23 protein-coding genes are annotated in these 26,398 nt (G+C 37.4%); 11 read left to right on the top strand and 12 right to left on the bottom strand.

Annotated features, from left to right (window positions below; genetic code table 11):
- Positions 1-428: 428 nt before the first annotated feature.
- Positions 429-1,964: a LytTR family DNA-binding domain-containing protein gene (locus H4J76_RS08095; RefSeq protein ID WP_182230390.1), complete on the bottom strand. Its 1,536-nt coding sequence runs from the start codon at positions 1,962-1,964 to the stop codon at positions 429-431.
- 166 nt (positions 1,965-2,130) lie between these two features.
- Here H4J76_RS08095 and H4J76_RS08100 point away from each other — a divergent pair, with 166 nt between their 5' ends.
- Positions 2,131-3,591, top strand: coding sequence for an alpha/beta fold hydrolase (locus H4J76_RS08100; protein ID WP_182230391.1), 1,461 nt, complete (start codon positions 2,131-2,133; stop codon positions 3,589-3,591).
- Positions 3,592-4,411: 820 nt separating this feature from the next.
- Positions 4,412-6,046 (top strand): M28 family metallopeptidase, encoded by a 1,635-nt coding sequence (locus H4J76_RS08105; protein WP_182214278.1) that lies wholly within the window; start codon positions 4,412-4,414, stop codon positions 6,044-6,046.
- A gap of 80 nt (positions 6,047-6,126) precedes the next feature.
- Here the strand turns inward: H4J76_RS08105 and H4J76_RS08110 are convergent, their stop codons facing one another.
- Complete coding sequence (locus H4J76_RS08110; protein WP_182222165.1) at positions 6,127-7,017, bottom strand: dienelactone hydrolase family protein; 891 nt, start codon at positions 7,015-7,017, stop codon at positions 6,127-6,129.
- 368 nt (positions 7,018-7,385) lie between these two features.
- Here H4J76_RS08110 and H4J76_RS08115 point away from each other — a divergent pair, with 368 nt between their 5' ends.
- Positions 7,386-7,883, top strand: coding sequence for a fasciclin domain-containing protein (locus H4J76_RS08115; RefSeq protein ID WP_182214281.1), 498 nt, complete (start codon positions 7,386-7,388; stop codon positions 7,881-7,883).
- 211 nt (positions 7,884-8,094) lie between these two features.
- Positions 8,095-9,174: a site-2 protease family protein gene (locus H4J76_RS08120; RefSeq protein ID WP_182222164.1), complete on the top strand. Its 1,080-nt coding sequence runs from the start codon at positions 8,095-8,097 to the stop codon at positions 9,172-9,174.
- 84 nt (positions 9,175-9,258) lie between these two features.
- Here H4J76_RS08120 and H4J76_RS08125 read toward each other — a convergent pair whose 3' ends face one another.
- The 3 genes from H4J76_RS08125 to H4J76_RS08135 all read right to left on the bottom strand — a co-directional run bounded on the left by H4J76_RS08125 (position 9,259) and on the right by H4J76_RS08135 (position 11,905).
- Positions 9,259-9,894, bottom strand: a complete 636-nt coding sequence (locus H4J76_RS08125; protein WP_182222163.1) for an HPP family protein — start codon at positions 9,892-9,894, stop codon at positions 9,259-9,261.
- A 178-nt stretch (positions 9,895-10,072) separates the two neighbouring features.
- Positions 10,073-10,459: a hypothetical protein gene (locus H4J76_RS08130; protein ID WP_182203676.1), complete on the bottom strand. Its 387-nt coding sequence runs from the start codon at positions 10,457-10,459 to the stop codon at positions 10,073-10,075.
- A gap of 495 nt (positions 10,460-10,954) precedes the next feature.
- Complete coding sequence (locus H4J76_RS08135; protein ID WP_182214287.1) at positions 10,955-11,905, bottom strand: LysR family transcriptional regulator; 951 nt, start codon at positions 11,903-11,905, stop codon at positions 10,955-10,957.
- A 163-nt stretch (positions 11,906-12,068) separates the two neighbouring features.
- On the opposite strand from H4J76_RS08135, the gene purE reads away from it, so the two are divergent.
- The 5 genes from purE (at position 12,069) to H4J76_RS08160 (ending at position 16,597) form a co-directional block, all read left to right on the top strand.
- The gene (gene purE / locus H4J76_RS08140) at positions 12,069-12,548 is read left to right on the top strand and encodes a 5-(carboxyamino)imidazole ribonucleotide mutase (RefSeq protein ID WP_182170260.1); all 480 of its coding nucleotides are present in this window, start codon (positions 12,069-12,071) and stop codon (positions 12,546-12,548) included.
- The gene (locus tag H4J76_RS08145; RefSeq protein WP_182230392.1) at positions 12,548-13,660 is read left to right on the top strand and encodes a 5-(carboxyamino)imidazole ribonucleotide synthase; all 1,113 of its coding nucleotides are present in this window, start codon (positions 12,548-12,550) and stop codon (positions 13,658-13,660) included. Before purE ends, H4J76_RS08145 begins: the two co-directional genes overlap by 1 nt.
- 118 nt (positions 13,661-13,778) lie before the next feature.
- A complete protein-coding gene (locus H4J76_RS08150; RefSeq protein WP_220465297.1) occupies positions 13,779-15,401 on the top strand; it encodes a SulP family inorganic anion transporter in 1,623 nt (540 codons plus the stop codon).
- 174 nt (positions 15,402-15,575) lie between these two features.
- Positions 15,576-16,019, top strand: a complete 444-nt coding sequence (locus tag H4J76_RS08155) for a SirB2 family protein (protein ID WP_182214292.1) — start codon at positions 15,576-15,578, stop codon at positions 16,017-16,019.
- A 107-nt stretch (positions 16,020-16,126) separates the two neighbouring features.
- Positions 16,127-16,597 (top strand): phosphate-starvation-inducible PsiE family protein, encoded by a 471-nt coding sequence (locus H4J76_RS08160; RefSeq protein WP_182170271.1) that lies wholly within the window; start codon positions 16,127-16,129, stop codon positions 16,595-16,597.
- Between the two features lie 380 nt (positions 16,598-16,977).
- Here the strand turns inward: H4J76_RS08160 and yghU are convergent, their stop codons facing one another.
- The 3 genes from yghU to H4J76_RS08175 all read right to left on the bottom strand — a co-directional run bounded on the left by yghU (position 16,978) and on the right by H4J76_RS08175 (position 19,348).
- Positions 16,978-17,850: a glutathione-dependent disulfide-bond oxidoreductase gene (gene yghU / locus H4J76_RS08165; protein WP_182230393.1), complete on the bottom strand. Its 873-nt coding sequence runs from the start codon at positions 17,848-17,850 to the stop codon at positions 16,978-16,980.
- A gap of 151 nt (positions 17,851-18,001) precedes the next feature.
- Positions 18,002-18,799, bottom strand: a complete 798-nt coding sequence (locus H4J76_RS08170) for an ABC transporter substrate-binding protein (RefSeq protein WP_182230394.1) — start codon at positions 18,797-18,799, stop codon at positions 18,002-18,004.
- 378 nt (positions 18,800-19,177) lie between these two features.
- Positions 19,178-19,348: a hypothetical protein gene (locus tag H4J76_RS08175; RefSeq protein WP_182214298.1), complete on the bottom strand. Its 171-nt coding sequence runs from the start codon at positions 19,346-19,348 to the stop codon at positions 19,178-19,180.
- Between the two features lie 315 nt (positions 19,349-19,663).
- Between H4J76_RS08175 and H4J76_RS08180 the strand changes: the two genes are divergently transcribed.
- Positions 19,664-20,806 (top strand): GNAT family N-acetyltransferase, encoded by a 1,143-nt coding sequence (locus tag H4J76_RS08180; protein ID WP_182230395.1) that lies wholly within the window; start codon positions 19,664-19,666, stop codon positions 20,804-20,806.
- Between the two features lie 8 nt (positions 20,807-20,814).
- Positions 20,815-21,417 (top strand): DUF938 domain-containing protein, encoded by a 603-nt coding sequence (locus H4J76_RS08185; RefSeq protein WP_182230396.1) that lies wholly within the window; start codon positions 20,815-20,817, stop codon positions 21,415-21,417.
- A gap of 81 nt (positions 21,418-21,498) precedes the next feature.
- Here H4J76_RS08185 and H4J76_RS08190 read toward each other — a convergent pair whose 3' ends face one another.
- The 4 genes from H4J76_RS08190 to H4J76_RS08205 all read right to left on the bottom strand — a co-directional run bounded on the left by H4J76_RS08190 (position 21,499) and on the right by H4J76_RS08205 (position 26,088).
- Positions 21,499-22,248 carry an ABC transporter substrate-binding protein gene (locus tag H4J76_RS08190; RefSeq protein WP_182230397.1) on the bottom strand — a complete coding sequence of 250 codons (750 nt, stop codon included), beginning with the start codon at positions 22,246-22,248 and terminating at the stop codon, positions 21,499-21,501.
- A gap of 108 nt (positions 22,249-22,356) precedes the next feature.
- The gene (locus tag H4J76_RS08195) at positions 22,357-23,157 is read right to left on the bottom strand and encodes an ABC transporter substrate-binding protein (protein ID WP_182222157.1); all 801 of its coding nucleotides are present in this window, start codon (positions 23,155-23,157) and stop codon (positions 22,357-22,359) included.
- Positions 23,158-23,320: 163 nt separating this feature from the next.
- A complete protein-coding gene (locus tag H4J76_RS08200; protein ID WP_182214307.1) occupies positions 23,321-23,878 on the bottom strand; it encodes a class GN sortase in 558 nt (185 codons plus the stop codon).
- Positions 23,875-26,088, bottom strand: coding sequence for a marine proteobacterial sortase target protein (locus tag H4J76_RS08205; protein ID WP_182230398.1), 2,214 nt, complete (start codon positions 26,086-26,088; stop codon positions 23,875-23,877). The genes H4J76_RS08200 and H4J76_RS08205 overlap by 4 nt, the downstream gene beginning before the upstream one ends.
- Between the last annotated feature and the right edge of the window lie 310 nt (positions 26,089-26,398).

Genomic DNA, 26,398 nt, shown 5'->3' on the forward strand with positions numbered 1-26,398 from the left:
TGAAATACCGAAATAATTTGTGGGATGTAAGAAATAAGGTAAAAGTTAGTGTTTAGAAATGAAAGTCCAACAGCAGTTTTGGGCTTAAACCATCCCCACAAGTGAGCAGGAAATCTTGGCTAATATTATTGCTAAATATGATCTAGGATGCACAAAAGCTAATGTCGGCTTATGGCTAGTTGAAGAAGTCTCTAATGATCACTAGCTTAATGTTAACAAAGATACGAATATATACGTTAGCTTTGGCTCATCTAGCGACAAGTGTTCCGACATAGCGGTCATTCGCTGATACTTATTTTTGTCCCAAAATGTGTTTAGTCTAAGATTAGATTTTCGACATTCGATCTACAATAAATGTAATCATGGCTTAAAGTTTACCTGCCCCTGTCTATCAAGTGAGAGGCATATAGGTTGCAAGTATTCTAAACTCAACTTTGTTTTATGTAGTTTCGCACCGTAGGCATAATTCTTCGACTTACGGGGACTTCCACTGCGTCGTGCAGTCGCAGGAAGCCTGCACCCGATGTTTCAGACTGTTGTGAGCTTTTGGTATTCAAACTGTTAATAAATTCCACATTCACTAAATATGAACGATGCACCCTTAAAAATGTTTTAGGAAGGCTAGACTCTAACTCTTTTAAACTGCCTGTAAACAAGCGCTGTTGGTGGTCTTTTAGATTTATTTCTACGTAATCACCCGCAGCTTTGCAAAACACCACTTGGTTGCTGGCGATGATCTCTATTTTCCCTGCGCTGTTAATTTTGATTGTACTTGGCTCAGTTTGTTGTTGGTTTTGTTCTAGTTTGAATTGCAGTTTTGCGACTAAGGCTTGTTCTGCTTCCTTGTCTTTTTGTTCTTGGTTGAGCTTTTGCGCTTGAAGAACAAATAGTAATATTAGCACCCCTGTAATGATGTAATAAAACAGCACATCGTGAAAGGTAGTTAACGTTAATACAATTGTGACTGAAAACAAAACAAACACAGCAGCATAAATTGCCCACTCTTTTGATTTGGTCTTTACAGCTTGAGTCGTTAAAAGTGTGGCACTAATCGCACTTGGGACAAATATCGCCAAAGCGGTTTTAGGGTCAAAACCAGGGGTTAACAACACAGTTAATAAACTAAAACTGCCACCTGCAAAAATCCACAAATACGGCTTGTTCTTTTCTAATTTTAAAATAATAAAAGTCAAAAAACACAAGCCAAATAGAAGCGAGAGCGAAACAATGAGCAACAGTCTGACATCCTGAAATGGATACGGATAAGAAAATAATGAACGGGATATTTCGGCAAATAGCTGTAATGACGCAAACGAGGTCATCAATAAAAATAACAAATTGTTTGGGCGATTTCTGGGGCTGAAACTAGCCACCAAAAAGTAAATAGCGCCTAACAGGAGTGCACCTAGCGGCACTATTGATACACCTAAATTCCGGTGAATAAAGTAAGTAGGGTCGGAGTAGATGCCAAAACCGATAAAATTCAGCGGGTTGCTTAAGGTTAAAAATCCGTGATGTGATGACATTTTTATAATAATTTCGTTGATTTTAGGTTTTATTAAATTAGCGGGTACATAAAACATTGCATCTATTTTACCTACCTGTTCTAGGTTAGGAATAACATTAGGTGAGCCGTTACTTCCTAAATATTGACCATTAAAATAGACCTTACTCGCCGCCTTACCTGAAATATAAACACTGTGAGGATTTTTGTCTTTCAGCATATATTCAGGAACATTGACGGTTGTTTTTACCCATAAAGCTGTGTTTTGAGGATCTATTTTCCAAGCGTTTGTTGTTTTACATTCTCGTTCACTAAAACTGGGTATCACATTAGAGGAAGAGGTAATCGGGCAGATAATGACTGAGTCTAGATTAATAGTCACTAATGATTGTGAAAAACCAAACCCAGAATACAAGCACAGGATGGTACAGAGTTGAAGTAGAAAAATACGTATTGTCATGTTAAATATTATATTAAAAATTCAGTCGTTTTGCTCGACCATTTACCGATTAGTTTATACCACTTAACGGAATAAACGGAATAAAACATGCCTTTCAACGAGTTATGGATGCATCTATTTGTTACTTAAGCAATAGTGACGACATTAGAACTCGAAGGAAGAAATTATGAATATTAAAAATTTAACCGTTGGTTTGTTGTTATTAACAGTCACATTAATGTCATTTTACAGTTTTGCGGCCAAGACGTTTGGCAATGAGAAAGAAATTCAATTCAAAAGTGGTGAGCAGTCAGTGATGGCTTACGAAGGTTCTATTCAGGTATTGGAAAACCGTAACGATAAAAATAGCCGTACCATTCCACTGACCTATGTACGTTTTCCTGCCACTGGCAATAAAAAAGGGTCACCTATAGTTTATTTGTCGGGAGGACCTGGAGGCTCAGGTATTTCTACTGCGCAGTACCCAAATTTTCGATTCCCACTATTTATGGCGTTAAGAGAGTTTGGCGATGTAATCGCTTTAGATCAGCGTGGAACAGGCAAGTCGCAGATTGTCCCTAAGTGTGAATCGAAAAAATCTTTACCATTGAATGAACGTTTATCTGAATCACAAGTGACCAAGATTTATCGTGCTGCGGCAACAGAGTGTGTTGAGTTTTGGAACAAAAAAGGCGCTGATGTACTTGGTTATACTACAGTGCAAAGTGCCCACGACTTAAATGATTTAAGGAAACACCTACAGGCTGACAAACTTACTTTATGGGGCATTTCTTATGGTACTCATCTAGCACTTGCCAGTCTAAAGGTGATGGAAAATCACATAGACAAAATGGTACTTGCCAGTGCGGAAGGACTAAACCAAACCGTAAAACTACCAGCCAGAACTGAAGCGTATTTTAAGCGTTTGCAGCAAGCTATTAATCAACAGCCTAAAGCCAAAGCAGAATATCCTGATGTTATTGGCTTAGTAAAACGTGTAAACAGAAAATTAGAAGCTAACCCTATTACAGTAACAATGCCGCAAAAAGACGGTGAGCCAATTGAGTTCTTATTTCAAAAAAGTCACATGCAAGGAATAGCGTCTGCAATGATTTCAGATCCGCACCGCTATGTGTCTATGCTGTTGCAAATATACTCAGGTATTGATAGTGGAATAACTGCAATGTTACCTAGCGTTATCGAACGTGCTGGTTTTATGGACTCTAAAATCAGCTTCGACATCATGTCGTTTGGTATGGATGTCGCATCAGGCGTCACAGACGAACGATTAAACTTAATTGAGCAACAAGCTCCCGCTTCATTAGTAGGTAAAATGCTGAATTTCCCAATGCCGCATTTAAACAAAGTTATTCCAAATTTAGACTTAGGTGATGATTTCCGCACTAAGCCAAAAAGTGACGTACCGACGTTATTATTAACAGGCACACTAGACGGAAGAACATATGTACAGTCGCAATATGAAGCTACAGCAGGTTTGAGTAACTTAACAAAAGTAACGGTAAATAATGCAGGTCATAACTTGTTTATGGTATCACCCAAAGTAACTGAAACGATTAAAATATTCTTGAGTGACAAGCCAGTAGAAGACAAAGAAATCGAGTTTACATTACCGCCATTTGTGAGGTAATAAATCGCATTTAGCTAACGGCTGCAATAGTCTGTGAACAGCCGTTAGTAACTCAAAAGTTAATGTCAGCTTTTGGCTCAGGCTGTGTGAAAACTATTTTTAACTTGCGTAATTTGGAAATATCAACGAAAAAAGGCTCTGTAGATTTAAATCTGTAATAAGTTTAGTGTCAAACTACCTTTGAATTTACATAGCGTTGCATAAAAATTGTAAGCTGAGAGTTTGGGCTATAAGCAGTCTTCTATAGACTGCTTTTTAGTTTCAATATTAGTTCGGCTTTGTACCTTCCTGACATTAGCCTTCATATACTTTTTAATGCATTGTTTCTATCATGTTACGGATACTCTTCAGTGAAACACAACTACCGGTTAATTTATGCGTTAGGTTTTGTTTAAATAATAGTTAAATTGATTTTAAATTTGGGCTATTACGGCGACTTCTCATTATTATTTTCTGATAAAAAAATAAAAAGACATCTAAGCATGACAAATAGCAATTGGCTATTAATGGAGTGTTATTAATACTAATCCGAATTCAGTTTTATCGCATTAGTGCTAATGTCTCAAAAGTGGCAAAAATGATCATTAGAAGCCAATCTCATTTAGTGATTGGTCGTCTCAAACTTTATACGCTTGCACACAAGGTGATGATTTTAAGATTATTCATATGATGACCTTGCTTATATTATGAGTTTATTTACGGACTTAATACTTTATTAACTAGTTAACTCTTTGCTGACTATAACTTTTCAACTAAGTCTATCAAACGCCGCCAATACTCGTTTATAATCCAAGTGTCATTCTTAATAAAAGTATAAAAAATGAAAAATAAAATAGCTTTAACCTTATTTACTTTAGCGCTGGTAAGTGGCTGTGGCAAAGAAAGTAATGTTTCAAAAAATACCGAAGTAGATGTTGCGGCGAGTTATCAAAGCATTAACAAAGAACAACTTATTGAGCATATCAAAGTACTTGCTTCAGATGAGTTTGAAGGGCGCGCACCGTCAAGTAAAGGTGAAGCGCTTACGCTTGATTACTTAACTAAACAATTAACGGCAATAGGTTTTAAGCCAGGCAATGGTAATAGTTTCCTGCAAGCTGTACCTATGGTGTCAATTGAGGCATCACCAGACATGACATTGTCAATTGGTGATAAAGACTATCAATACGGAACGGATATGGTAATGGGCTCTGCTCGCATAAGTAACCTTGAACAACTTAAAGACTCAGAATTAGTCTTTGTTGGTTACGGTATTAATGCGCCAGAATACAACTGGAATGATTACCAAGATTTGGATGTTAAAGGTAAAACCGTTGTGATTTTAGTTAATGATCCGGGTTTTGCAACTCAAGACGCTAAACTTTTCAACGGTAATGCGATGACCTATTACGGGCGCTGGACCTATAAATATGAAGAAGCTAGCCGACAAGGTGCTGAAGGTGCGATCATCATTCATGAAACCGCTCCGGCATCATACGATTGGTCGGTAGTAGAACACTCGTGGTCTGGTCCTCAATTTGGCTTTGTGCGTGAAGACAAAAATAAAGACCGTGTTGCGGTTGAAGGATGGATAAATAGCGAGGTTGCCAAAGAGTTATTTACTAAAGCCGGTGTCAACTTCGAACAGGCTAAAGTTGCGGCTGCCAAGGGAAGTTATCATCTTGATATGGGCGACTTAACAGCTTCTGTTACCGTAAATAACACCGTGAAAGAATCAGTGTCTTATAACTTTATCGCCACCTTACCTGGAAGCGTTAAGCCTGATGAGCATATTTTATATACCGCACATTGGGATCATTTAGGCAAAGATACCAGCTTAATTGGCGACCAAATTTATAATGGCGCTGTCGATAATGCATCGGGTACTGGGGCACTTATTGAAGTCGCTGAAGCCTTTGCTAAATTGCCTGTTGCACCAGCGCGTTCCATTACCATCATGGCAGTAACTGCAGAAGAACAAGGGTTGTTAGGTTCTAAGTTTTATGCGGCTAATCCTATTATTCCAGCGGCTAAGACAGTTGCAAATATTAATATGGATGCTTTAGGGGTGAATGGTCGCAGTAGCGATGTCTCTGTCTATGGATTAGGGCAGTCAGAACTTGATAACTTTCTTAGTGATGCAGCGAAGAAGCAAAACCGCACTATAGCCGGGGATCCTCGTCCTGCTGCGGGTATCTATTACCGCTCTGATCACTTTGCCTTTGCAAATATCGGCATTCCGGCGTTATATGCTAAAACGGGAGAAACTGCCGTTGATGAAGCGACTAAAGTGTTGCGAACTCAATTAAAGGAAAGTCTTGGTAAGTGTTATCACAACCTTTGTGATGAATATAATGATACATGGGATCTTTCTGGCGCCGAAGAAGATATGCAAGCATTTTTTGACATTGGTTATCAGCTTTCCAAAGAAAATGTGTGGCCACAATGGAGTAAAACATCAGAGTTTAAACGCTAAATATAGCTAAGCGAGTACAAGTCTACTTTATTGATGACTTTGCTCGCTTAACTCGTTAATAAAGTGTTTTTAGATGATTTTTATACCAGCTTCTCAGTAAAAAAGGCTAGGGTGCGATGCCAGGCAAGCTCGGCATTTTCTTTATCATAACGGCTGGTTGAGTCATTATGAAAGCCATGTTTGGCATTTTTATAGATCTGCATTTGATAGGGGGCTTGAACAATTTTTAAGTCACTTTCATAGTCAGGCCAAGAGTTATTAACCCTTTCATCGAGTTCAGCCAATTGAATCAGTAACGAAGCCTTAATATTTTTACGTAATTCTTTTTTGGCTGGTGTGCCATAAAAAGGTACGCCAGCAATAATCAAATCAGACTCCACTGCGGCTAAGTAATTGACTATGTAACCACCAAAACAAAAGCCAACAGCACCAAGCTTTCCATTACTTCTGTGATGTTTTTTGATGAATTTTGCTGCTGCAACAAAGTCATGCTGTATTTTTTCAGCATCCATCGACTTTTGCATAGATCTGCCTTCATCATCATTACCAGGATATCCACCTAAGGGGAACAAAGCATCTGGAGCAAAGGCAAGATACCCGGCTTTAGCTAAACGTCGAGCAACATCTTTTACGTAGGGGTTTAGGCCTCTGTTTTCATGAATAACTAAAACAACAGGCAAGGTTCCTGTTTTGTTGGTTGGTGTTACTAAGTAGCCGGCACCTTTACCGTAACCTTCGGGTGAATCGAAAGTTTCATAGGTAGCTTTTATTTCATCATCATTAAAAGAAACTTGTTCGGCTAGGGCATAATTTGGAAGCAATGCTGATGTGAGCACTGTCATTGAGTATCCCACTGCAACTAAAGTCGCTAATTTTGCCATAAAGCTTCTGCGATCCATACCGCCATGAGCGTATTCGTCGTACCAGTCAAATGCTTCTTGAGGGATATCACTAGCTGATTTTTTTGACATTTATTTATCTCACTTATTAATTTAAATAATCTAACCCTTCATAAACACCTTATAAAATATATTTATTTAAGTATTTTCGCAAATTTATTAAGGTAATTTAGTCTTGATTACTTAGACGTTATCCTTGAACTTCGATAATAAAATTTTATAGTTTTTTGCCATAGTTCATTGCTGAAACGAGGCTATTACTCAAGAATAAGGTGTCGATATACTTGTAGCCTTAGTGATGGGTTTTTTAGTAGACAGGGTAGATGTGGTTATATTTCATTCGCTTTTATTATAAAGATGTTAAGTAAACTGATCTTAATTGTTTAACAGTACGTAAATATTGGCTGAAACTAAATATTATCCATTAAATAGGAATTAACATGTTCAATAAATTTATTACAACAGGTTTACTCGTAGTTGCCAGCTTAGCTTTTATGCCGACTTCTCATGCAGAACACCATGGTATGAAAAAAGACATTGTTGATGTAGCTGCTGCAAATGGTTCTTTCAATACTCTTGTTGCTGCAGTTAAAGCCGGTGGACTTGTCGATACACTCAAAGGCAAAGGGCCTTTTACTGTATTTGCACCAACGGATGAAGCTTTTGCAAAGTTACCTGCAGGCACGGTTGAAATGCTATTAAAACCAGAAAACAAAGATAAATTAGTATCGATTTTAACTTATCACGTCGTTGCTGGAAAAGTGATGTCTACAGATGTTGTTAAAGTAGACAGTGCTACTACAGTGCAAGGCCAAATGTTGATGGTGAAAGTAGATGGCGGTAATGTAATGATAAACAATGCGAAAGTGATAATGGCTGACGTTAAAGCAAGTAACGGTGTCATACATGTCATTGATACAGTGTTAATGCCTAAGTAAAGTTATTGTAAAGTATTGCTTTAACTACTGATACTTAATCAATTGTTTACTATTAAGCCAGCTTTAGCTGGCTTTTTCTATCGCGATGCGAATAAAAAACTTTTTACCCGCTTATCTGTTTGCCGATAAATCAATAATAGTGGCAATAAACCTTGCTGCCCCTCCAAATATAGTGATAATCGGGCAAGGTTCTATTTACTGAGTTTATAAAGTGCAACTATTAGCAGTAACGTGTTTGAATAAAACACTACGATTAGAAGGTTCAATGGCGGGATGGCAACAACTTTTTTGGGACGACCAGTGTGTCTCACAAATTGACGCAGTCGATGGCAACGATACCTTTACCCATCAATTCTCTCTACAAAGTGAACAAGGTGATTTACATATAGAACTTAAGGGCACACTGCATTGGCAGCCTTTTGCGCTTAAATACCAACTTTTTGTTGATAATAAACTTCAACAAGAAGATACCCTCATTGAAAAAGATATAGAACAACGCCAAGTTAGCCAAGCTAGCAAGCAGCCGATGAAATTTAGTTTCATTGGCATGGCTGGACTTGGCTTGAAATTGTTAAAAAGTGCCAAAGTCATCAAAGTGCTATTTGCTGCGGGTAGTTTAGCCGCATATAGCTGGTTATTTTCTATTGAATTTGCCATAGCACTTATTCTTTGTCTCGTCTTTCATGAATATGGACATATTAAGGCGATGAAATACTTTGGTTTGAAAACCAAAGGTATTTACCTTATTCCCTTTGTCGGAGGCTTAGCATTGAGCGACGATAAAATTAATACCCGCTGGCAAGATGTTGTTATTTCGATAATGGGCCCTTTCTTTGGCCTAATACTCTCTATTGCTTGCTTGGTAGGTTACTGGCTAACCGATTTAGAAATACTGGCCGGTTTAGCGGTTTTTAATGCCTTACTTAATCTATTTAATTTGTTGCCGGTATTACCCTTAGATGGTGGACACATACTCAAGAGTATTGCCTTTTCAATTAATACCCGTGTTGGTTTAGTTGCTTGTGTATTAGGTGCTGCATTAGGTGTTTATATTAGTTATCACTTTGGTTTAGCGCTATTAGGCTTTTTACTTGCTATTGGTAGTATAGAAATTTTCTTTGAATATAAACGTCGACATTTGAGTGACCTATTACCCTTAAACCGTTATGCTCAAGTTGTCTCAGTATTATGGTACGTCATTACATTAGGCGGGCTAAGTGGCATTATTTGGTTTGTTGGTCAAACAGGCAACAGTGCGTTGTCATTACCGCTGAAAATACTGGGAAGTTAATTTAACAGCTCGACAATTACCCGGCTATTATTACGTTAACGGCAAACGGCCATCTTTTTAAAGCATTCTTTTATCCTCTCTTCGTTAACACCACAATGATAACGGAGGGTCGATAGCTACTGCTTTTATAATATCGGTACGTGAAATAATGCCCACTACTTTGCCATTGTTTTCTAAAATAGGAATTATGTGCAAACGATTTTTTACTTGCAGGACCGCAATACGTCGGATGTCTGTAACTGGTTCTGCGGTATAAATTTTAGAATGCTCATTGAGAAATAAATCAGCGACGCTTTTTGATTTTGCACTTTTATCAACATCAGTGCCATGCTTTAAAAGATATTCGTAAAGTTGTTGTCTAGATAAGCTCCCCATAAGTTGTTGCTGGCTATTTACAATTGGAAATTCTTGATATGCCCGCTCGGTAAATATCTTAATAACCGTCGTTAAAGTATCACTGGCTGATATTACGGCAACGGGGTAAGTCATAATTTGATAAGCGTGACATATCAACTCTTTTGTCTCAGTTTTACTGATAGCATCTTTATAAGCATCAATGGCTTTTGGGGGCGGCGAATAACCTTTTTTTAGCAAAGGTGAAAGCTCATCGAGTTCCTGAAAACTTCGTGATTGCTCCGTCAATTGTGTTTTTTGAACATGATAGAGCTCTTCCAGTGGGCCTGAAAAGCTTCGTCCATTTGGCGTGTATATTGCGAACATGATTATCTCCTTTTACATAATGTGTTTATTGAATGCCCCATGCGCCAATATAATTATTATCATTTAAGTTTCTAGCGTTATGGTGTTCACTAACCCAGTTATTAAATAAACGAGTAAATAAGTTGCGTTATTTACTCGTTATTTTATTGGAAAGGGGTGAACACAGCGGATAGCATTGTTAGTTAACCATTAATTCAATACGCTCTAGTTCGACCCTTTTAGAGAGTTCAATATCACTTTTAGGAGACCAAGTCGGATAATTTTTTTGCTGGCGCTTTACCTTTTTTAAAAAACTTGCTCTTGCTCTTGATAGGGCAATATTCACCGCTGACATTACAGAGCTTTGATTATCAGTAACAACAATATCAGGCATACCTTTACTGTAAATAACTACTCTACAGTGCTTATCTTTACCACCTTTGGGGCCGTTAATATCATCAATGGTCACTTTTATTACTTGAACACGATCATAAAATTTATTAAACATGTGACGTGCTTTATCTCGGATGTGCGACAAGTTTTCTGACGAAAGTTCAATTTTCAGATCGGTAATTGTTAATTCCATAAGTGCCTCGTTTAATTTTAAAAATGATTATTTACTATGACTCAGCGCAAAAGTGTTAACAGCGATGTTATCGCTTAGACAACATCGTTGTTAACTGCTTAGCTGTGTTATTTATAACTAACTATTTACTGCAATTAAAGTCGATTGTAATTGTTTTATTATCAACTAAAAGTTGATAACTGTTTTTTTTAGTAGTGTGAATTACTGATAAGGCGATAGGGAATAAAGGGATGTTTAGGCTCAGTTTAACCATGCTGTTCAGTGGTGCTTTTATACGACAGTAAGCTAAGGTATAGTGAAAGGAGCGATTATTATTGCTAAATACTACATGTACTTAGTGTTAATGACCTCTATTCGCTAATAATGCGATGCATGCGCTATTTTATCAAAAGGTTAAATACTTGGCTGTTCAGCCAGTATCAACCTTATGAAAAAATTAATTTAATTAGCCCATCATTTAACCTACTTTATTAAGCAGGTTAACTTAACAGTGATTTAGCGAGATAAAATATCGTTTGATATCATTTCTTTTTGTAATAATGAACGGCCATTAGTTTCAATATGAGCAAGAAATTCAGCCGCTAATAAGGTTTGACGTTTTGATTTAGACCAAACAAAAAACCAATGAGCATTTATTGGCAGTTCACTTATTGGTAAACGCACTAGTCCACTTTGTCCACCATACATTAAGGTATGCGCTGATAATATTGAGATGCCAAGCTTTGACATCACCAGATGTTTAATTGCTTCATTACTTTCAATGGTCATTTTTACATTTAGCTTAGTGTTATGATGCTTTAAAAATTCCTCAATGGCATACCTTGTACCTGAACCTTTTTCACGCATAATGAAAGGTTCCTTGCTTAAATCTTTTAAAGTGAGGTTTTTCTTTTTAGCAATGGGGTGGTCTTGATGTGCTATGGCTACCAGCGGATTGGTTAAAAATTCAATCGACTCAGTTTCAATATCAGATGGCGGATGACTAAACACATAGAAGTCGTCAATACCTTGCTTTAGGCGATCAATGGTTTGTTGTCGATTACCAATATTTAACTGTATATCTATATCTGGATATTTTTCTAAAAAAGGTCCCAACAAATGGGGAATAAAATATTTAGAAGTGGTGACAACAGCCAACCTTAAGGTGCCAGACTTAAAACCTTTAATATTACCTATCGCCATATCAAGTCGTGAAAAACTATCAAGTACCTCTACCGCGGTTTTTACTAACTCTAGGCCTATATCCGTAAATAATATTTGTCTATTGGTATAGTTATATAGAGGAGCTCCCATTGCCTCTGCAAGCTTTTTCATTTGTATTGATACCGTTGGTTGCGTTAGAAAAAGTGCTTTTGACGCTTCTTTAATACTACCTTTATCATGAACTGACAATAATATTTCCAGCTGTCTGATTGTGCCAACATGAGCATGAAGCCTTGATTTCATAATTACATCCCGCCAAATAGATTTTTATCTATTTATACTATAGGTAATATCAATTTTTATCTATTTATCTTTTTTGTCATAATATCACTATCAGAATATTTAATTAGCGGATTGATGTTTAACTCAAGCCAGCGCTTAACCATTAAAAATAAGGCCATTTACAATGAAAAAGATTAAAGTCGCGATTATCATGGGATCACAGTCAGATTGGCCAGTGATGAAAAATGCGGTTACAGTTCTTGAAGCACTGGGCATTGAGTATAAAGCTATGGTTGTTTCAGCCCATCGTACCCCTAAGCGTTTATATGACTTTGCTGAGAATGCCGATAAAGAGTACAGCGTGATTATTGCGGGTGCTGGTGGCGCCGCACATTTACCCGGTATGGCTGCCGCATTAACTTGGTTACCTGTTATTGGTGTGCCGGTAATGAGCAAAGCACTCAAAGGAATGGACAGTCTATTATCTATCGTACAAATGCCTAAAGGCGTTGCAGTTGCCACCCAAGGTATTGGCGAAGCAGGCGCATTTAATGCGGGGTTAATGGCCTCACAAATCCTTGCCATTAATGATACGGTACTGCAAGGCAAGCTACAAATATGGCGTTCACAGCAAAGTGAAAGTGTCTCATGGGAGGTAGAATAATGCGCATAGCCATTGTAGGTTGTGGACAACTTTCTCGTATGTTGGCACTTGCAGGACTGCCACTAGGGATAAAATTCAGCTTTATTAATGATAATCTCCAGCAAGTAACTGATTGTGTTGACGGTTTAGGTCGAGTGGTTACACTGACTAAAAATTGGCGGGAAGAGCAAAATATTCATAAGCTCTATAACCTCCTTGGAAAGCCTGATGTAATTACCGTAGAAAAAGAACAAGTAGATATAGAATTGCTTAAAGCTCTGCAAGCATATTGTGATGTTTTGCCAAACATTGAAGCAATTTCTGCCTGTCAGCATCGTTATCGAGAAAAGCAATTATTAGAAAAATTATCAATACCAACTTCACCCTTTGCTTATTCGTTGCCAGCTAGTGAAGCATTGAAAGTCTTACAGCTACCTATGGTGGTTAAATCTTGTAGTGATGGCTACGATGGTAAAAACCAATGGGTTCTAAAAACCTTGGCAGATATTGAAGACTTTGACCATTTAAACATCGAAGATTATATTATTGAAGCTTGGATAAAGTTCGAACGAGAAATATCTCTCGTCTCGGTTCGTTCAAAAAATGGCAATATCGAACACTATGCTTTAACAGAGAATACCCATAAAAACGGTATTTTGCTGCAATCTATTGCACCCGCTGTAGATCAAAATAATACGCTAGCGCTTAAAGCTCAAACGTATATGGAAAGCGTATTAAATGCCCTCGACTATGTTGGTGTTCTGGCGATGGAGTGCTTTGTCGTTGATGGTGAATTAATGATCAATGAATTAGCACCTCGTGTTCACAATAGTGGACATTGGACACAAGCAGGGAGTATAACCTGCCAATTTGAAAATCATATAAGAGCGGTTGCTGGCTTAGTGCTAGGTAGCACAGAGTCGCTTGGCACAGCGGGTATGATTAATTTAATCGGTAATGAAAAACCACCAATGACTTCGCTTTCAGCTTTATCAACATTGCATTGGTACAACAAATCAGTAAAACCGCAACGAAAATTGGGTCATGTTAATTTTTTCGATAAAGACCGAGTAAATCTTGTTCAACAAATAGATAATTTTGAGTGCGATCTTAAGTTGAATCATATTCGTTAGGTTCTATGTTTTTCTGTTTACGGGTCAGATAAAATGTTATCTGACCTGATCATCTTTTTTAGTAAGGATTTGCGCGGTGTTTGGAAATCGTTTTAAAGAGTTCAATCTCAAAGGAGATATGTTTGGTGGTGTAACTACCGCAATTATTTCTTTGCCTTTAGCACTTGCTTTTGGTGTTGCGTCAGGAGCTGGCGCTGAAGCTGGGCTTTGGGGCGCGATAATGGTTGGATTTTTTGCCGCATTGTTTGGTGGTTCATCTAGTTTGATATCAGAGCCTACCGGTCCAATGACCGTTATTATGACAGCCATATTAACCAGCATGATGGCAAAATATCCAGAAACAGGCATGGCAATTTCATTTACTATTGTGATGATGGCCGGTGCATTTCAGATGTTACTTGGCACACTAAAGCTCGGAAAATATATTACGTTAATGCCTTATAGTGTGATTTCTGGCTTTATGTCAGGCATAGGTGTTATTTTAATTATCTTGCAGTTAGCTCCGTTGTTAGGACATCAGACACCTTCTGGTGGCGTTACGGGAAGCTTATCAGCACTGCCTAATATACTCGCAAATATTAAGTTCAGTGAATTATTTTTAGGGGCACTTACTTTAGGTATTTTATTTTACTTACCTAAACATTACCGCAAATATGTTCCGGCTCAACTGGTCGCATTAGTTGTTGTTACTGTACTTTCTTTAATTTTTTTCAACAGCGATGACATCCGCAGAATTGGTGAGATACCGGCAGGTTTACCTTCTTTAGTTATTCCTCATTTCAACGTCGACATCTTTACTACTATGGTGATAGATGCTTTGGTCCTGGGCACACTTGGCTGCATTGATACCTTATTGACTGCTGTGATTGGTGATTCATTAACACGAAAAGAACATGATCCCGACCGGGAGTTACGCGGACAAGGTATCGCTAATATGATCTCTGGCTTGTTCGGTGCTTTACCAGGCGCTGGCGCAACTATGGGTACCGTGACTAATATTCAAGTGGGTGCACGCTCACCTGTGTCAGGTATCATTCGCGCCTTGGTACTTGCATTAGTGGTGTTAGTGGCTGCAGGTCTAACTGAGCCTATCCCCATGGCTGTGTTAGCGGGGATTGCCGTTTATGTAGGTTTTAATATCCTTGACTGGAGCTTTATTCAACGTGCTCATAAAGTCAGTGTTCAGGGCATGGCCATTATGTATGGTGTTATGTTATTAACTATTTTTGTTGATTTAATTGTCGCTGTAGGTCTTGGTGTCTTCATTTCTAATATCATTGTTATTGAGCGTTTAAGTCGAGAGCAGGCCAGAAAGGTTAAAGCAATTAGTGATGCTGATGGCAATGATGTGCCATTAACTGTGCTTGAACGAGGCTTACTCGATAAAGCGAATGGTAAAGTGTTATTTTTTTACTTATCAGGGCCGATGATTTTTAGTGTATCAAAAGCTATTTCTCGTCAGCATACCAGTGTTGCAGATTTTGAGGTCATGATCCTCGATTTAACGGATGTCCCTATGATTGATGAAACGGTAGGACTTGCGCTAGAAAACGCAGTAAAAGATGCTCAAGATGGTCAATGTGAAGTTTTTTTATTGTGCCCAAATAAGCAAACACATCAACAGCTCGAAAAGTGTAATGTATTGGATTTAGTCGCCAATGATAATATCTATTCATTGCGCTATGAAGCTTTAGAAGCCTCGCTAACTTATCTAGAAAAAAAGCACAGTAAGCTTGACTAAATGCTTGCATGACACAAAAACTTATCAACAGAGAAACTTGTGCATTGAATATGCTCAGCTTATCTTGGCTGAACTTATTAAAATAATATAAAAGATAGCAGTTGCTTAGGTAAATAAACGATATACTGACAGCCTAAGTATTAAATAAATAATGAATTTTTAGGGAACAACCACATGTACATGATAATTAAGCATCTACACATAACCATAATTACACTGACTTTTGTTCTTTTTCTCATTAACTTTGTGTTAATGATGAAAGGGTCTGAAAAAGCTAACAACAAACTGTTAAAAATTGGACCACATATTTTATATACGTTATTTGCTGTTACTTTTATTTATTTGGTGATCGTTAACCCGCTTAATTTGTATCCTTTCGTTAATGGTTGGGCATCATCTAAACTTGCGGGTTTTGTTATCTATGTCCTCTCTATTACGTTGGCGCTTAAGTGGGCTAAGACTAATTTGTGGCGTATTGCTGGCTTAATTAGTGCCATATTTTGGCTAGCTATGACGGCGCGACTTGGTTTTGCTGATCATATTAAAACCAAGGGAATGAATGAAGATGTTAACGCTTATATTGACCTTGGGCGGGCTATGATAGCGAATATTTGCTAGTTTCGAGCCGTATTTTCAATATTGATATTTTCTATGATCATAACGTTATGGCTTTATGAACATAGATATATCGATATATTTACCCTGCTTTTCATATAGGAAGATCCATGAGACACGAAGAATTACCTGAAAATCATTCAGATCCATTGTTAAAGGTACTGCATCGCTCGATTCGATTTGCGATAAGAATACTGGCCTTGTTAATGGTATTAGTGATCTATTGGAGTATCGCTGATGTGGTTTATGTACTCTATTTGAAACTATCGATGCCGCCTTATTTTCTTTTAGATATTGATGATATTTTACAAACTTTTGGCGCTTTTATGGTGGTGTTAATCGCGGTTGAAATCTTTATCAATATTCGTTTGTACCTTGGCTCAAACGTTATCCCGGTAGAATTGGTTGTTGCCACAGCATTGATGGCAGTTGCCCGTAAAGTTATTGTGTTAGATCTTAAACTTGTTTCTGCAGATCAAATTGTTGGTCTTGCTTTGGTGACTATTTCTCTTGGAGTAACGTACTGGTTAATAAAAAAGAAAAGTACGCAAGCTAACGAGATAATTAAGCCTGAATCATAATTTATTGACTTCTTACATATAATTTTGAGTTGCAGTGTCCGTTTACCCCAATGAAAACATTAATTTTAATGTTAAATTTAACGTTTTCTTATGCGGTTTATCTGTTTGTTAGTATAAGTTATTAAGGCTAAATTCAGCGTATAAGTTAGCCTTAATACTTCGATAAATACGAATTAAACGCCTAGTATATTCGAATCTACATTAAATAAATCCGATAATAAATCAAGACTCCTGCTAAGGAATAAGCAGTGAGTCATGATGTTTTTGTCTTTTAACTTATTTCCCCTGTTACCGCCAAAGGTGGTCATGGCTCATTAGTCAATGAGCCTGCGGGTAAAAAAATTTGGCAGCACAACTATCAGGCTAAAGACCCGAGTTGATTATTGAGAATCGACTAGCTTGTCTTGAGTTTTAAGTTCAAAATCACTGGCATCATGGCGTTCATGTAATTGTTCTTCTAACTCTCCCCAAGTACGATTGACCATTAAACCACGCTTAACAGCTGCTCGATTGCCAACTTCTTCGGTCCATCGCAATAAGTTTGTATAGGATTGCGTTTGTAAAAACTCTGCAGCTTCATAGACTTTATTTTGTACTAATGCTCCATACCATGGCCATATAGCGATATCTGCAATAGTGTATTGCTCGCCACACATATATTTATTATTGGCTAAATGACGGTCGAGTACATCGAGTTGTCGTTTAACTTCCATAGTAAAACGTTCTATTGGATATTCAAATTTTTCGGGTGCGTAAGCAAAAAAATGACCAAACCCACCGCCTAAATAAGGGCCACTACCCACTTGCCAAAATAGCCATGATAAGCATTGTGCTTTAAGTAACGGCTCTTTGGGTATGAAGGCAGCAAACTTTTCAGCCAAATGCAGAAGTATCGCGCCAGATTCAAAAATGGGCAGTTTATTATCGCCACTATTATCAACTAAAGCCGGTATTTTAGAGTTGGGATTGATATCAACAAAGCCTGAGCTAAATTGATCACCGGCCATTATATCAATCAAGTGCGCATCGTATTCGGCTTCAGCTATATTTAACGCTAATAGCTCTTCTAATAAAATGGTAATTTTGACACCGTTAGGGGTAGCCAGCGAGTATAGCTGGAAAGGGTGCTTACCTACGGGCAAGTCGCCTTGATGCGTTTCTCCTGCAATAGGGCGATTAATACTGGCAAATTTACCACCAGACTCTTTATTCCATTCCCATATCTTTGGTGGTACATAGGTATCTGTAGACATTGTAGACTCCGTAATTATGATTGAGACTATCATTGAATGATAGTGGGATTTTTAACTAAGTAATAGCAAATTATAAACCCATAATATCAGCTTAGTCTGCTGAAAAATAATGGTGTTAGTAAGCTAACCCCTTAGTGTCTTTAATTTAACTCTATTCTTTAAAATTCAACTGATATTTATTGAGTAATTCTTGATAGTAAGGAGACGCTTTTAACTGCTCAGTGAGTTGCCCAAGTGTGGTATTTATTGCTAGCGAGTCTTTTCTCTTCTTAGTTAGCGCCATATAGACAGGAGTCATTGATATATATGGCTCTATCGCCTTAACCTGGGCGCCAACCTTTTCTTTTAAAATTAATTGATTAAACACTAATGGGTTACTGATTAACATGTCTATTTGTTTGCCGAGCAAAAGTTTTAAAAGTACTTCTTCTGTTAATGCGGGCAATTTATTTAGGTAGCTGGCACCATCAAAATATTCGCCGTAGGAATATTCTCTAATAGTGCCGACAGAGTAGGGTGTTAGTTGTTTTAATTTTCCATCAAACTCAAAATTATTATCTTTTAAAGTGAATAATTGATTAATTTCATTAGCATAAGAAGGCTCAATAAAATGATACATTTGTTCGCGCTTCGGTGTTTTAAATAAGGTCAGTATTAAATCGATCCTGCCTTCTGCAACCAAGTGAACGGCCCTTGGCCAAGGGAGAATAATAAACTCAAAATCATAGTTTGAATGCGCTTCAATATAATTAAGAACCTCAACCGAAAAACCTTTTATTTCACCATTTTCTGGATAGTAAAATGGGTAGTAACCAATATTTTCCGTAGCTACGGTTAGAATTATTTTGCCCTTTTCCAATAACGCCAAATCTGGCTTTGCGCTCGATTGTGCTAATGCACTTAATGAGTAAAGGAAAAGTAAAGGTATTATTTTTATAAATTTCATCATTATAGGCAGTATAAAGCTTTATTTTTATTTATCTAGCCACTATTGATAGTCAACTTAAAGCCAGTAAAGAGCATAATTAGTTGTTAACGTTTTCACCAATTATCTGTTTATACCATTTATTTTCACTGACAAAGTCTGTTGTCGACTTTACTTTGTCAATAAAAGTTAAACCGTTCAAATTCATGCTGAAAAACTGGCTAATTCTTTTTGTTGTTCAATACCTTGTCAGTGATAATATCGGAACCTGATGTCACTGTACCATGGCACAAAACTGCGCATCTTAGGTACACTTAAACAGTCTTCTCAACCTCAACTGCACGTTGCCTTAATACAGCACCGCCTATATGCGCGATAGAGTAGGTCGCGGACTTTAGTTGTTTAATCTTTTGTTTTAATGGTTATTTCAATGTTTTTATTGTCACCGGCAAACCATTTTTGCACATAGATAGACCCTAAAACGGGGGGCATTCCATTCTCAGGTACTTCTTTATATCGAATACTGTTTTTATTGTGCTTTTCAAACTCGAAGTTAATCACTTTCTCAGACACCGGAAATTCACCTTTATTTACTATAAAGATGTATTGTATAAGTGCTGTTAAATAAATTCTAGTACTAGATACTCTCTATATTTCAGCGAAATATCAGCGAAATATCAGCTTGCGTTACTTAGTATTAGAACTCTTTTTATTGTTGGCTATTTTTTATTTTGCCACCCCTGATAACTTAAAAATATGGCTTAGTGATACATTTCGAGAAAAAATAGCGCTATCATTGACGTAACATCCTTTAATAATGCTATTTTGACAGTAAAATTAAGTCACTATTGCTAGATAAACAGCCATTGGCTGTTGAGTAAAACGCGATTGAATGCTGATATAAATATTAATTTTCTTAATCATATTGACAAAATAAGTGCTATTGATTGGCAGGCGTTAAATAATTCACCTAGCCCTTTTCTTGCTTATGAGTTTTTTAGCGCGCTTGAAAAAAGTGACTCAGTTAGTGTTAAACAAGGTTGGCAAGCTCATCATTTAGTGACATCAACAAACGGTGATGTCACAGGTGTGATGCCGATGTACTTGAAAAGCCACTCTTGGGGGGAGTATGTTTTTGATTGGGATTGGGCCGAGGCTTATCAACGCAATGAGATAAATTATTACCCTAAATTAGTCGCAACTATTCCCTTTACCCCCGTAACCAGTAATAAATTCCTTTCAGAAAAACTCCAAATAAATGAGTTGTTTGCACCGCTCATTGAACATTGCCAGCAAGAAAATATTAATAGTTGGCATATATTATACTGTGATGAAATAAAAACAGTTTTACCAGCGGATATTTATCAACGTAATACGGTGCAATTTCACTGGTTTAATCGTGATTATAAAACCTTTGACGACTTTCTAGGTACGTTTACTTCGCGCAAAAGAAAAAACACTCGCAAAGAAAGGCTGTCTATTACTCAACAAGATATTAAAATTCGTCAACTGAAAAATAGCGAAATTAGCCGACAAGAACTTGATTTTTTCTATCTAACTTATCAATTAACTTATTTAAAACGGGGTCATCAACCACACTTGAGCTATGATTTTTTTAAGCAAATAGTGCTTAGTATGACTGATAATATTTTATTGATCATCGCCAGTCATCAGCAAGAAGACATCGCCTGTGCGCTCTTTTTTTATGATGATACTCACTTATATGGGCGATATTGGGGCTGTACTAAACATTATAATAATTTACATTTTGAGCTTTGTTATTATCGAGGTATCGAGTTTTGTATTGAACACAACTTGCAAGTTTTTAACCCGGGTACTCAAGGTGAACACAAAATTCAACGGGGCTTTGAACCAACATTAACCTACTCTTACCACTGGATAAAACATCCAGCTTTTAAGGCAGCAATTAAAAATTTTTGTCATCAAGAGCAACAGCATATGCTAACGTACCAGCAGCAATGCCAGCAGGCGTTACCTTTCAAAACGTTAGCTACCAATGAATCAACTTAAGAAAAATAATGAATAAACCTTTTTCCCAAGCATGTGAAAACAATAAGTCACCTATTTTGAATGTTTTAACCAAAGTGTTTGCAAGTGCTAAGCATGTCCTTGAAATTGGCTCAGGAACGGGGCAACACGCTGCCTTCTTTGGTCCGAATTTACCCCATCTAACCTGGCAAACCAGTGATTTACTAATAAACCACCAGGGTATTAATGCCTGGCTCGATGAAAGCAAGTGGTTGAATGTAAAAAGGCCGGTCGTCGTTGATCTAAATAGAACTTGGCCTAAGCTTAATCAAAATGCCCCCCTTGATGGCGTATATACCGCTAATACACTGCATATCATTAGCTGGCCATTAGTGGTTAAGTTTTTTGAGGGGCTTGCGCAAAACTTATCATCTTCAGCAAATATTTGTATATACGGACCTTTTAACTATCAAGGGCAGTTCTCTAGTGAGAGTAACGCAGACTTCGATGTGTGGCTTAAAGAAAGAGATAAGAATAGCGGTATTAGAGATATTGAGGCAGTCTTATTATTGGCAACGGGAGCAGGACTTGAGTTAATTGACGATCATCCAATGCCCGCGAATAATCGGCTATTAGTTTTTTCTAAAATATAAAAATTCAATATCGTCAATATTTAACGCCGCTCTCGATTTCAAGCGATTAACAAAAATTGATTAATGGCTTGATGAAAGCCGCTATTTGAAATCGCCGATGTATTTGTTGACGATTGTCTGGATCTCCCCATTACTTTTAAGCTTTTCTACTGATTTTTTTAATATTTTCATTGTCTGGGTATTTATCTTCTTTTTAGAAAAATGAAGTACAAAATCTTTGAAACTTAGTTGTAATGGTGAATTCAATACCTCAGGTTTTATGCCAAGTTGCTTAGCGTTGTAATATAATCCAACATTGGTACCAATACAGCCGTCAATTCGACCACTGATTAACAGTTTTAGCATTTGTGTGTAATTATTGACTTCAACTTTATTAATGGCGGCGTCATTATCAAAATTGACATCAAATTCACCGCCTCGCACCACTCCCACTGTTTTTCCATGGAGATCCTTTAGGCTTCTATAGTGAGTTCCCGCCCTAGACAGGATAATAATTGGCATAGTGATCACTGAGACTAATGGGATAGAGATCGCGGGCAACTGATCATTATTGAAACGTAGCACAAAATCTGATTTGCCTTGTTTCAGGTGAATAATAGTACGAGCATAAGGAATTATCTTATTGGTATAGTTAAGCCCTGCTACTTCGGCAATTCTATTACTTATTTCGAACATCATTCCAGTTGGCTTACTATTGTCCCCAATAAAGCCAAAGGGAGCGACATTGATTGTTTCAATCTGGAGTGTTTGCCCGGAAAGTGGAAAAACATTGCCTATTAACGTCATCAAGGTAATAAATTTTACTAGCATATTTTTATTACGTTGTTTCATTACGGCTCTCTTATTATGAAAAGATAACTGTTCAACTTGCGATTAAACGCTTTACGAGAATAGTGTTAATAGCACACAGCTAACCACCAATTTTACTGGAATGTGTATTTAATTAATTAAACTCACCATGTTTTTTTGCCACTTCTTCCTGATAGTTAACAATGCACCACGTTGCTCAAGTAGCATCATTGCATTAATAAGGTTATCTACAATGACTTGCTCTGTGTTTAAACTGCAAGCAAAATGAAAGTTGAGTGTTAACGCCTTAAACTGAAATACATTTTTATATTTTGTTGTTTCTCCCAAGTTTTTTACTCTATTTCTAAGTAAATCATCATTGAGAACAACTAAATCAATATGGCGACTAGATAGGTCTAATAATTTTAATAAGGCATCATAATTGTCAACCACATAAAGGTTTTGGTTTTCAATAAATTTTTTTGATAATAAAAAATGGTGGGTAACATCATCACGTATCACCGCAATGTTATATTTTTTAGCTTCTTCTATAGCAGAGATAGTTATCTGACTATTATTAAGGGAATAAAGAGAGATGGTACTTGAAGCAATATGTCCAACCCACTTAAACAAAGGCTCACGCTCTGGGATACGAGCAAGTGAATATATACAGGTGTTTTTTCCATGCTGTGCTCTTCTATAAGACAACGCCCATGGGTGAGCACTGATGGCGTATTCATACTGAGCTTGTGCTAACGTCGCTTCGACTATTTCTGTTGACAAGCCTTCTATTGCATTGGTCGTGACAATTTGAAAAGGAGCCAAATGTTCAGTAAGAATGCTGATCTTAGTTGCAGATACTTGGCCGCAGTAAAATACCAATAACAATACTAAGCCAAAAGCTAAATTTTTCTTTAGTCCTTTCATAAATTTTATAATTTCATTCATCATATTTTAAACTATAGCTTAGATAATCATTTTACCAACCCCCTCAGGCAATTAATGTTAACGGGATAAACTTTAAATAGCCGTCGGTACTTCTTGATAGATTTTATAAGGTTAAATACCGTAATAATAGGGTTATTGGCTTAATGACCCGTAACCACTTATCCCCTTAAAGTAACTTTGCGGTTATCACATACCTTTCATTGCTATTACTGCTCGAGTTATTAAAAGGGTAGCAAGTGATTAATATTAATGATGAGTCATCAGCTAGCAGGGGCATTTGACCTGTTGAAGCGTCAACAATGTTAATCGCTTCAACTTGATAAAGCTGGCTTTGACCATATCGGTCAGTTAATGAAATAATATCCTTCATATCTACCTCGTCTAAAAATGAAAAGTGGCTATCTCTATGGCCAGCAACCACAAAAGGTTGAGCACGGCTGACCTGGTTGAAAGGAGCAATAGCCCCGGCTGAAAAAGCGAGTGTGGTTGGGTCGCCGCCATTAAGTATCACCAGAGACTTTGCTAAGCGTTTAAATGAAAGCTCGGCAATAGGGTAGGTATCAGCCCATGGCCAAGGTTTTATTCTTTGCTGTAAAGCCAGTGTCTGATGCCAGCTATAATTAATTAATTGCTGAGATAACCAAGCTTTAGTAGGCAACCAACTGGCTTGTAAACACAGCAAGCTACCGATGATCAATAAGGATGTTTTAATTAATTTTTTCAAGGTTGACCACCCCTTAATTTAATACACTGATAACCCCGCAATATAATAGCCTCGCTCATAGTTACCAATAACAAGAGTGCCATGCCAAGCAGAAATTGTAATTTCCACCCTAATGCTGTTTTAGGCATAGCGACCATTAAACTTTCATGGGCTTGAAAAATGGTATTCTTAGCGAGTAATAATCCGTCTTTTTGCTGTTTCTCTAAAGCTATAAAGCTGGTATAGGGCGATATAATTTGATGCTTGAGTGAGGTAGTAATAACCTGAAATTTCACCTCAGCCTTATCTGCTCCGCTGACTAAGCTATCGAGTAAGCTTTCTATTTTTCTACGCGCCCAAAGGGATGAAATACCGGTTGAAGATTGCTCGCTATCAATAATTAATTCTTGGTACCAGGGCGCAGTGACGGTATCACCTGTTAATTGCAAACTCGTGATAGGAAACTGAGATTTTATCGCTATCTGCAAGGGCTCGTCGAAATATAAATCAGGGATGCTTTTAGGATAAACCTCGAGGTGTTGATGAACTCGGCTGTCGATGATTAAGTCGATATTAGTGATTGCGGGTTGACTTATTTTAGTCATAAAGTCGCTCATCTTTTGTTGAACATCACTTTGGCTTTGAATAAAAACATAACGACCCCTACCAAATTGAGCGGCTTTCTTCATAAAGTAACCATTGGGCGCAGCGCCTATGCCAACGGTGTATAAACGAAAATCACCTTGGGCATTTTCAAGCAGTTGCATAAGTTCAAATTCGTTAGCGACAGCTCCGTCGGTTATAAAAACTATTTGGCGAATAGCCTGCGCTGCTTGCACAGCACTTTTTTTCATCATCAAAGCGTTACTCAAGGGACGGTACATTTCAGTGCCACCATCGGCCATTAAGTGACTAATAAATTGTTGCGCTTTTTTAATATGATGACCTGCAGCCATTTTGGTGCCGGAAAAGAGTAATTCGGTAGTGTCATTGAAAGCGATAATATTAAAACTGTCTTTATCGTTAAGTTGTAATATAGCTAACGAGAGACTCGCTTTTGCTTGTTCCATAGCCGAACCTTGCATAGAACCTGAGGTATCAATGATAAAAATGATATCTCGTGCGATCACTTGTGCAAGGTCTGTCTTTGGCGGGAAAAAGGTCAGCAGCGTATAATATTCATCTGCTACTTGTTCAGTAAAACTGCTGATTTTAGCTTGCTCACTGGCTAATAATCGCCAGCTTAGAACGAAACTTTTATGAGCGACCACTTTGGCCTGATTTAAGGTAATAAAGTAAGCATTTTGATGGGAGTTTAACGCGCGCATCACTATTTTATGACTAGCACTACTAATCGCAGTAATCGCAATACCCGAATTTAAGGAAATATTAATAGATGATTGACTGCTGGCAATTGAAGGTAAGTGGCTAGGCGCTTTTGTGGTTGATGCTTGCAGCTGTGCAGGTAATTTATCCGCAGAGTACGCTATTCGTTGCTCTGTAAGCTCAGAAGCTTTTGCTACTTGTGGATTTTCAGATAATGGCTGGGATAATTTGGGTTGGTACCTTTGAGTCATTGCTAGTGGTAATCGTAGATCAAAATTACCCTGTGAAAAAGAGACTGGCATCATAAAAGTTAGCGTAACAATAACGCTTGCTTGTGGTGGAATATTAGCAATTTTATTGATAAACAAATTAGCTTGTTGTTGCTCGAGTAAGCTCGCTTTTCTTCCTTGGCTTTTCGCTTGTTGATATAAAACCTTAGCGGTGTTTTTTGCCATTATCTCGCCAACTATCTCATTATCGCCAACCTTTATCATTAACCGTTTTATTGCAGCATCTTCAGGTAAGGGAAATTGATAGGTTCCTTCTAAAGCAATCGCATGAGGATTAACGAAGGTTTGTTTTATTTCTACATAAGCAATTAAACCATTAATCTCAACATTGGTCTGAATATCAAGGGGTAAATTGGCTTGCTTTGCTGGATTTGGGTGATCAAATAATAATTGTGGACCATAAATAAGCGTATTATTATTATTATTGGCTGTATTTTCAGTCAAAGCCATTTCACTACTTTGCGCATAACGCACTAAAGCCAAAGAAGACAATAGGATAAGAAACACTAGCAGTGATAACTTTAACCATTTATTTCGACGTTTTTTATTCTGTTGTCGGTAATAGTATGAGTCTTGGTAATCTATAAATTGTCGGTTTTTTCTAGAAGTAAACATCACTTGCTCTTTTGTGTAAGTAGTAGATGATATTAAAGCAAAGCATTGAGCGTTAGCGGGGGCGGTATTAGGGCAAAGTACTGACCAAATATGTCAATAATAGGGCAATTAAGTTTTGCTAACGGTTAACACTCTCAGAACATTACAAAATTCTTACAATTTACTCACAATTATTGTATTGCCTATTGGGCTGTTTCGTATTAATTTTACATCTAGCGAATCAAGCGCAGGCTTAGCTAGTAAAGTGTTATAATGTCTTCATCATTAAGGGTTACTTGAAAATTTTATGTGTAAACAGTTATTAATAAAA

Source organism: Colwellia sp. BRX9-1 (assembly GCF_014077195.1).
Classification (GTDB): Bacteria; Pseudomonadota; Gammaproteobacteria; order Enterobacterales; family Alteromonadaceae; genus Colwellia_A.